Source organism: Nocardioides sp. (assembly GCF_050699375.1).
Classification (GTDB): domain Bacteria; phylum Actinomycetota; class Actinomycetes; order Propionibacteriales; family Nocardioidaceae; genus Nocardioides.
The window spans coordinates 1-3110 of sequence record NZ_JBOHDN010000053.1 but is presented as its reverse complement, the minus strand read 5'-3'; the positions used below and the strand labels follow the sequence as shown (position 1 = coordinate 3110).

Annotated in this window: 3 protein-coding genes and 1 pseudogene; 3 read left to right on the top strand and 1 reads right to left on the bottom strand. The window is 67.2% G+C overall.

The genetic code is table 11. The features are described from left to right. Positions 1 to 506 (bottom strand): TetR/AcrR family transcriptional regulator (locus ACRDPS_RS03000; RefSeq protein WP_431500132.1); only part of this gene is annotated, 506 nt, incomplete at its 3' end. A 49-nt stretch (positions 507 to 555) separates the two neighbouring features. On the opposite strand from ACRDPS_RS03000, the gene ACRDPS_RS02995 reads away from it, so the two are divergent. The 3 genes and pseudogenes from ACRDPS_RS02995 to ACRDPS_RS02985 all read left to right on the top strand — a co-directional run. Beyond that, entirely contained in the window at positions 556 to 2079 is a 1524-nt protein-coding gene (locus tag ACRDPS_RS02995; RefSeq protein ID WP_431500131.1) for a flavin-containing monooxygenase, read from the top strand. Beyond that, positions 2076 to 2912: an SDR family NAD(P)-dependent oxidoreductase gene (locus ACRDPS_RS02990; protein ID WP_431500130.1), complete on the top strand. Its 837-nt coding sequence runs from the start codon at positions 2076 to 2078 to the stop codon at positions 2910 to 2912. Before ACRDPS_RS02995 ends, ACRDPS_RS02990 begins: the two co-directional genes overlap by 4 nt. Before the next feature lie 16 nt (positions 2913 to 2928). Further along, positions 2929 to 3110 (top strand): annotated as a pseudogene (locus tag ACRDPS_RS02985) (hypothetical protein); the annotation flags it as partial.

The following is a 3110-nucleotide window of genomic DNA, read 5'->3' as shown; positions in this document are numbered from 1 at the left end:
GCGGGGTCCTCCTTCCACGACAGCACCAGCTCCTGCGACATCGCTTGCCAGCCCCTGACGAGCAGGCGGGCAGCGGGAGTGTCGGCGACGAAGGACGGCGCGGTCTCGAAGATCCGGACACCGAGCTCACCGAAGGCCTCGTCATAGATCTCGCGCAGGACCGGGTCGCTCGCGGCGCCACGGACCATCGAGACGTACCCCTCGTAGTTGGCGTCGACGAAGTCGACATACGCAGCCATGGAGTGCATCAGTCGCTCGACCGGCTCGCCGGTCTCGGGCGGCGCGGTCTGGGCCACGAGGTCGGCGGCAGCGCGGCGTACGACTGCCTCTCGGAAGGCCACCTTGTCGCCGAAATAGTGGTAGAGCAGCCCGCGCGAGATGCCCGCCTCGCGCGCCAGCACGTCGATCGAGAGCTCATCGAGGGAGCGGGTCGCAAAGAGACGCACGCCGAGATCGAGCAGCTGCTCCCGTCGTTGCGCGGGCGTCAGTCTCGTCCGTTGGCTCATGCGACCCATTCTATTGACACTTGTTCAATAAGCAAGCACACTCGTCTCCATGACCACTGCTGACCTCACCCATGTCGACCACCTGATCGTCGGTGCCGGCTTCGGGGGCCTCTGCGCGGCGATCAAGCTCGACGAGGACGGCGAGCGTGACTTCGTCGTCATCGAGAAGGGCTCCGGCGTCGGCGGCACCTGGCGAGACAACACCTACCCCGGCGCCGCCTGCGACGTACCCAGCCAGCTCTACAGCTACTCCTTCGCGCTCAACCCCGACTGGTCGATGAGCTTCTCGCCGCAGCCGGAGATCGAGGCGTACATCAAGCGCGTCGCCGAAGGCTCCGGCACCCTCGACCGCTTCGTCTTCGACACCGCGATGACCGACGCGACCTGGGACGAGACCCAGCAGCGCTGGCTCGTCCAGACCGAGGGCAGGAACGGCAAGAAGACGTACGCAGCGACCACCGTCATCGCCGGTCCCGGCGCCCTCAGCGAGCCGAAGCTGCCCGAGATCGAGGGCATCGAGGGATTCCAGGGCGAGATCTTCCACTCCGCGAAGTGGGACCACGACGTCGACCTCACCGGCAAGCGCGTCGCGGTGATCGGCACCGGCGCCAGCGCGATCCAGATCGTCCCCGAGATCCAGAAGAAGGCCGGACGTCTCGACGTCTACCAGCGCACCGCACCGTGGGTGCTCCCCCGCAACGAGCACCGCTACACCAAGCTCGAGAAGGCCGCCTTCCGGCACGTGCCCGGCGTCCAGCGGGTCGCCCGCGCGGCCGTCTACTGGGGCCTGGAGGTCCGCGTCCTCGGCCTCGCCATGCAGCCCAAGCTCACCATGGCCCACCAGCTGAAGGCACAGGGCAACATCCGCCGCGGCATCAAGGACCCCGAGCTGCGCCGCAAGGTCACCCCCGACTACACCCTCGGCTGCAAGCGCACGCTGATCTCCAACGCCTACTACCCGGCGCTGGACGCCGACAACGTCGACGTGATCACCGCCGGCATCGACCGGGTGACCGACAACGCGATCGTCACCAAGGACGGCACCACCCGCGAGATCGACGTGCTCGTCGTCGCCACCGGCTTCTACACCACCGACCTGCCGATCGCCCACCACATCACCGGCAGCAAGGGCCGGACGATGGCCGAGCGGTTCGCCGAGGTCGGCATGAGCGCCTACAAGGGCACCACGGTCCCGGAGTTCCCCAACCTCTTCTTCGTGGTCGGCCCGAACACCGGCCTGGGCCACTCCTCGATGGTCTACATGATCGAGTCCCAGGTGACGTACGTCCGTGACGCCATCCGCACGATGCGCACCAACGGCTACGCCACCGTCGAGCCCACCGAGGACGCCAACTCGGCCTGGAACGACGACCTCCAGGACAAGATGGCCAACACGGTCTGGTCAGAGGGCGGCTGCGCGTCGTGGTATCTCGACAAGCACGGCCGCAACACCACCCTGTGGCCGAGCTTCACGTTCCTGTTCCGCCATCTGACCAGCAAGTTCGACGTCGACAAGTACGCCGTCACCGCCATCGACCAGCCCACCTCGAACCAGGAGAGTGTCCCCGCATGAAGTCCTTCGACGACAAGGTGATCGTGGTCACCGGAGCCGGCTCCGGCATCGGCCGTGCCCTCGCGCTCAATCTCGCCGGCCGCGGCGCCCGACTCGCGCTCTCCGACGTCAACGAGGCGGGTCTGGCCGAGACCGTGGAGCTCGCCAAGCAGGCCGGCGCCCGCGAGGTCAAGGCGGACAAGCTCGACGTCGCCGACCGAGAGGCTTTCAAGACGTACGCCGAGGGCGTGCTCGCCCACTTCGGCGGCGTCAACGTGGTGGTCAACAACGCGGGCGTCGCACTCAGCGGTCGCGTCAACGACCTCGACTGGGACGACATCGACTGGATCATCGGCATCGACTGGTGGGGCGTCGTGCACGGCACGAAGTTCTTCCTGCCGGCCCTGATCGAGTCCGGCGACGCGCACATCGTCAACATCTCCTCGCTCTTCGGGCTGGTCTCGATGCCCGACCAGGCGTTCTACAACGCCGCGAAGTACGCCGTACGCGGCTTCACCGAGGCGCTGCGCGAGGAGATGCTGATCGACGGCCACAAGGTCGGCGTCACCTCCGTCCATCCCGGCGGCATCAAGACCGCGGTCGCCCGCAGTGCCCGCGTCTCGGCCAAGGACGACCAGGCCGCGACCGCGAAGCTCTTCGACGAGAAGCTCGCCAAGATGGAGCCGTCGCGCGCCGCCGAGATCATCGTCAAGGGCATCGAGCGCAAGCAGGCCCGTGTCCTGGTCGGCCTCGACGCCCACGTGATCCACAACTTCGGCAAGTTCACCGGCTCGCGCTACCAGGACCTCATCGCGCTGGGTGCGAAGTACGTGCTGCCCAAGAAGAACGCCTGAGGCAGAATCGGCGCCTATGCGCTTCGAGGCCGGTCATCCCGTTCGTGTCGAGTTCACGAAGTGGGGTGGCCGGCCTCATTGGGCATTCGACGGGCTCTACCTCGGCGAGGACGAGCACGGCGAGTGGATCGGCCACCCGGTCGGCACCTTCGCCACCAAGCCGGGCGGCAGCTACACCTCCGGGTGGTCGTGGCTCAC